This window comes from Aminobacter sp. P4_H6_2 (assembly GCF_056400805.1).
Genome location: NZ_JBFUKO010000362.1, coordinates 1 through 5,419 on the forward strand (window position 1 = coordinate 1; position 5,419 = coordinate 5,419).

Here is a 5,419-nt window from a genome sequence, read left to right on the forward strand (position 1 = left end):
GCATCGGGTGATCCGCATGAAGACGGCAAAATTCTCTATAGGACAGGTGGTGCGCCACCGTGTCTTTCCGTTTCGGGGCGTAATCTTCGATGTCGACCCCGAATTCGCCAATACCGAAGAATGGTACGAGGCGATCCCCGCCGCCGTGCGCCCCCGCCGCGACCAGCCCTTTTATCACCTGCTGGCTGAAAACGCCGAGACCGAATACGTCGCCTATGTCTCCGAGCAGAACCTGCTTGAGGACAGCTCCGGCGAGCCGGTCCGCCATCCTCAGGTCGGCGAGTATTTTGACAAGATTTCGGATGGCCGATACGCCCCCAAGGCGCGCATCAGTCATTAGGCGCAAGCGCCTGATACGAAACAAAAAAAGCGGGGCCGAAACCCCGCTTTTTTCATGTCAGATCTGTCAGGTCGATCAGTTGGCCGTCTTGGCCTTGTCCTGCTCTTCCTTGAGCTTCTTGGCGAAGTCCTCGTTGTTCTTCGACACGAACTCCTGGAGCTTCTTCTGGCGGTCTTCCAGATCCGACTGCTTCATCGGCTCGCCATCGAAGGCGCCAGTGAAGCCCGACAGCGAAACCTTGATCGGGTTCGGCTGGTTCTGGAAGTTGATCGACGTCAGCGTGAGCTCAGTGCCCTTCTTGAACGAGGCGATGAGCGGATCGGTAAGGGCGATCTCGGCAACGCAGCGGTCCGGGAAGCAGATCACGTATTCGAGCTTCTGCGCTTTGCCGCCGTCGACCTGCAGGCCGATGCCGGGAGGCACGAGACGACCGCTCGGCACGGTAACCTGGAACACCTTGCGGTTGACCTTGCCCTTGAGCTCGATCATCGAAATGCCGGTCACCAGCTGGCCGTTGCTGGCGGTCAGGATGTTCTGCACGTTGCAGATGTCCACGTCAGCCTGCTTGGAGCAAGCCTTGAACCAGCCCTGCGGGATCTGTTGCTGCTGCGCGGCAGCAGGTGCGAGGCCCGATGCCAGCATACCGGCAACGCCAGTCGCCAAGACCGACAGGCGGAGACCGTCGAATTTCTGGCTCGTCATCTTCATGAATTCCTCTCAAACAATCCCGGAACCGGCCCAAGCCGTGTGTCGACGCTACCTGTTGGGCAATTGAGGCAACAGCATGACTTCGTCGCGCCTGTTACACTGCCGTGCGCTGTGAATCCAGCCCGCTTCAGCGCATTTCTTGTGCCTTCAGCCGGCAATGGACGGCCCTTGTCTGGGTGCGCTACCCTTCGAATCATCAAAGTTTCCCCGAATTCGTGGAGAATCGTCGTGAGACGCACTCTTTCGCTGCTGGTTGCCACCGCCGCAATCGCTCTTCTTGCCCCGCGCGCGGCCAATTCAGAACCGGTCCACGGCCTTTCCATGCACGGCACTCCGGCCTTGCCGGACGACTTCAAGAGCTTTCCTTATGCCAATCCGGACGCCCCCAAGGGCGGCAAGATCACCTATTGCGTCATAGGAAGCTTCGACAACCTCAACCCGTTCATCATCAAGAGCCTGCGCACCACCGCGCGCGGCATGCTCGACACGATCTACGGCAATCTGGTCTTCGAATYGCTGATGCAGCGCAGCGCCGACGAGGCCTTCAGCGTCTACGGCCTTACCGCCAAGTCGGTCGACATCGATCCCGACCGCAAATGGATCGAGTTCAACATCGATCCGAACGCCAAATGGTCGGACGGCCAGCCGATCACGCCCGACGATGTGATTTTCACCTATGAAGTCTTCACCGAAAAGGGCCGCCCGCCTTACAGCGACCGCATGTCCAAGATCGAGAAGATCGAAAAGACCGGCGACCTCAGCGTCCGCTTCACCTTCAACGACAAGGCCGACCGCGAATTTCCGCTCATCATCGCGCTGACGCCGATCGTGCCCAAGCACTTCTTCGACATGGCCACTTTCGACCAGACGACGCTGAAGCCGATCGTTGGGAGCGGACCTTACACCGTGGCCGACGTGAAGCCCGGCGAGCGCATCGTCTTCAAGCGCAACCCCGAATACTGGGCACGCGACATCCCCTCGAAGCGTGGCTTCGACAATTACGACCAGATCACCATCGAGTATTTCCTCAACACCGCGGCCCTGTTCGAGGCGTTCAAGAAGGGCATTTGCGACACCTTCACCGAGGCCGATCCGGTCAAGCGTGAGCGTGGCTTCGACTTCCCCGCCTTCAAGAACGGCGACATCGTTGCAGAAACCTTCAAGAGCGGTTTGCCTCCCGTGGTTACGGGCTTCATGTTCAACACGCGCCTGCCGAAATTCGCAAATCCGGTCGTCCGCCAGGCACTCGGTTTGCTCTACGACTTCGAATGGGCCAACCGGAACCTGTTCAGCGGCAAATACGAACGCACCGTCAGCTTCTGGCAGGGCTCGGAACTGTCAGCCTATGGCGTGCCGGCCAACGACAAGGAAAAAGCGCTGCTGGCGCCCTTCCCTGGTGCTGTGCGCCCGGACGTCATGGACGGCACCTACCGCCCGCCAGTTACGGACGGTTCCGGCCAGGACCGCAAGGTTCTGAAGGCTGCCTTCGACCTGCTCAAGAGTGCGGGCTACACGCTGCAGGGCGGCAAGATGCTCGACCCTGAGGGAAAACCCTTCGCGTTCGAAATCCTGACCTCCTCTGAAGCTGAGCAGCGCCTGGCCGCCATCTACCAGCGCACGCTGGAAAAGCTCGGCATCACCATGACGATCCGGGCGCTTGAGGCCGATCAGATCCAGTCGCGCAAGCAGGCCTTCGATTTCGACGTCTTGATTGGCGTGACCGGCTTCTCCGGCACATTGTCGCCCGGAATCGAACAGATTGGCCGCTGGGGCTCGTCCTCCGCCCAGAAGCCCGGCTCGTTCAATCTTGCCGGCGTCTCAAGCCCGGCCGTCGACGCGGCCATCGAGGCGATGCTCCAGGCCCGCGAGAAGGACGATTTCGTTGCCGCAGTGCGCGTCCTTGACCGATTGCTGATCTCCGGCAACTACATGGTTCCGATGCAGCATAATTCCGAGCAGTGGATCGCTTATGCCAAGAGACTAAAACATCCGGAAAAAACACCCATATCTGGCTATCAATTGCCGGTCTGGTGGAGTCAGGGCGGTTAAATCGGACTGCACAAGCTAAGGACCTATCCATGACCGACCAGAACCAAATCACCATCGACGTCGTCTCCGACGTTGTCTGCCCATGGTGCTTTCTTGGAATGAAGCGCCTGGAAAGCGCACTTGCCAGCCTTCCCGAGGTCAAGGCCGAGGTGCGGTGGCGTCCATTCCAGCTTGATCCGACGATCCCGCCGGAAGGCAAGGAACGCAAGGCCTACATGCTGGCGAAATTCAGCGACGAGGCGCGCCTGCAGCAGGTTCACGCCAATTTGGTCTCGCTCGGCGCGGTCGAAGGCATTGCTTTTGATTTCGATGCCATCACGGTTGCGCCCAATACGCTCGACGCCCACCGCCTCATCCGTTGGGCGGCGGCTTCCGGCAATGACGTGCAAGACAGGCTCGCGCGTTCGCTGTTCAGCCTCTATTTCGAGCAGGGCAAGGATATCGGCGACCACGCCGTGCTGGTCGAGGCAGCCCGCACCGCAGGCATGGATGCGGCCGTGGTCGAATCGCTGCTTGCCACCGACGCCGACCGCGACGACGTGACCAATGAGATCGTCACTGCCTCACGCATGGGCATCACCGGTGTGCCGTGCTTCCTGATTGATGGCAAATATGCGGTCATGGGCGCCCAGGATTCGGCGACACTCGCCGACGCCATCCGCCAGGTCGCTACCGAAAAGGCAGCCGGCGCGCCGACGCTCAACTGATCTTCATATTGCCGAAAATGCCGATCCCTCGTCGCCGTCAGGTGGTGAGGGATTTGTGCATTTAAGCCGCTTGTTCGGCGAGCTTCGCCAACTGCGTCATGATGACGGCCGAGCCAGCCAGCCGCTTCTCCGGATTTGGCCAGTCGCGCGCAAACACCACGCTGTGGTCGGGCCTGATCTTGGCCAGCGAGCCCTGCTCGGCGATGTAGCGCACCAGCCCGGCCGGATTGGCGAATTCGCGCTTGCGGAACTGCACCACCACGCCCTTCGGCCCGGCATCGAGCTTCTCGACATTGGCCTTGCGGCACAGCGCCTTGATGAAGACGATCTTGAGCAGGTGCTTGACCTCTTCCGGCAACGGTCCGAAGCGGTCGATGAGTTCGGCGCCGAAACCGTCGATCTCTTCGGTATTCTCCAGATCGCCGAGACGGCGGTAAAGCGCCAGCCTGAGCTGGAGGTCGGGTACGTAAGCCTCCGGGATCATCACCGCCGTGCCGACCGCGATCAGCGGCGACCAGCCTGTGTCGATCGCTTCGCCGCTGCCACGCAGCTCGGCCACTGCCTCTTCCAGCATCTGCTGGTAGAGCTCGAAGCCGACTTCCTTGATGTGGCCCGATTGCTCTTCGCCCAGAAGGTTGCCGGCACCGCGAATGTCGAGATCGTGGCTGGCGAGTTGGAAGCCTGCGCCCAGCGTATCGAGCGACTGCAGCACCTTGAGCCGGCGGTCGGCGGTGGTGGTCAGCGTGCGGTTGGCCGGCAGCGTGAACAGCGCATAGGCGCGCACCTTGGAGCGGCCAACGCGGCCGCGCAACTGGTAGAGCTGGGACAGGCCGAACATGTCGGCGCGATGCACGATCAGCGTGTTGGCCGTCGGAATGTCGAGGCCGGATTCGACGATCGTCGTCGACAGCAGCACGTCGTACTGGCCGTCATAGAAGGCATTCATGATGTCGTCGAGCTGGCCCGCCGCCATCTGGCCGTGGGCAACAGCGACCTTGAGTTCCGGCACTGATTCCTGAAGGAATTGATGCACTTCCGCAAGGTCTGCAATGCGCGGCACGACATAGAAACTGTGGCCGCCGCGATAGCGCTCGCGCAACAGTGTTTCGCGAATGACCAGCGGGTCGTAGGGCGAAATGAAGCTGCGCACCGCCATGCGGTCGACAGGCGGGGTGGCGATCAGCGACAGTTCGCGCACCCCCGTCAGCGCCAGTTGCAGCGTGCGCGGGATCGGCGTCGCCGATAGCGTCAGCACATGCACGTCGCTCTTCAGGTCCTTGAGCCGTTCCTTGTGCTTGACGCCGAAATGCTGCTCCTCGTCGATGATCAGCAGCCCGAGATTCTTGAACTGGATCGACGAACCCAGCAGCGCATGCGTACCGACGACGATGTCGACAGTGCCGTCGGCGATGCCTTGCTTGGTCTCGGCCAGTTCCTTGGTGCCGACAAGCCGCGAGGCCTGCCGGACCTTGATCGGCAGGCCGGCGAAACGCTGCGTGAACGTCTTGAAATGCTGGCGCGACAAAAGCGTCGTCGGCACCACCACCGCCACCTGGAAACCTTCCATAGCCGCGATGAAGGCTGCGCGCAGCGCCACCTCCGTCTTGCCGAAACC

At 61.1% G+C, this 5,419-nt stretch carries 5 protein-coding genes; 3 read left to right on the top strand and 2 right to left on the bottom strand.

The genetic code is table 11. The features are described 5' to 3' along the window. Positions 1 to 16 precede the first annotated feature (16 nt). Positions 17 to 340, top strand: coding sequence for a heat shock protein HspQ (gene hspQ, locus AC1DUU_RS21680; protein WP_476785459.1), 324 nt, complete (start codon positions 17 to 19; stop codon positions 338 to 340). Positions 341 to 415: 75 nt separating this feature from the next. Here hspQ and AC1DUU_RS21685 read toward each other — a convergent pair whose 3' ends face one another. After that, the gene (locus AC1DUU_RS21685; RefSeq protein WP_476785455.1) at positions 416 to 1,042 is read right to left on the bottom strand and encodes an invasion associated locus B family protein; all 627 of its coding nucleotides are present in this window, start codon (positions 1,040 to 1,042) and stop codon (positions 416 to 418) included. Between the two features lie 234 nt (positions 1,043 to 1,276). Between AC1DUU_RS21685 and AC1DUU_RS21690 the strand changes: the two genes are divergently transcribed. Both AC1DUU_RS21690 and AC1DUU_RS21695 read left to right on the top strand, forming a co-directional pair. Continuing rightward, positions 1,277 to 3,097 carry an extracellular solute-binding protein gene (locus AC1DUU_RS21690; RefSeq protein WP_476785456.1) on the top strand — a complete coding sequence of 607 codons (1,821 nt, stop codon included), beginning with the start codon at positions 1,277 to 1,279 and terminating at the stop codon, positions 3,095 to 3,097. 29 nt (positions 3,098 to 3,126) lie between these two features. Next, positions 3,127 to 3,804, top strand: a complete 678-nt coding sequence (locus tag AC1DUU_RS21695) for a DsbA family oxidoreductase (RefSeq protein ID WP_476785457.1) — start codon at positions 3,127 to 3,129, stop codon at positions 3,802 to 3,804. 61 nt (positions 3,805 to 3,865) lie between these two features. On the opposite strand, the gene AC1DUU_RS21700 is transcribed toward AC1DUU_RS21695, so the two are convergent. Beyond that, positions 3,866 to 5,419, bottom strand: a 1,554-nt coding sequence (locus AC1DUU_RS21700) for a TRCF domain-containing protein (protein ID WP_476785458.1), incomplete at its 5' end; no start/stop codon positions are given.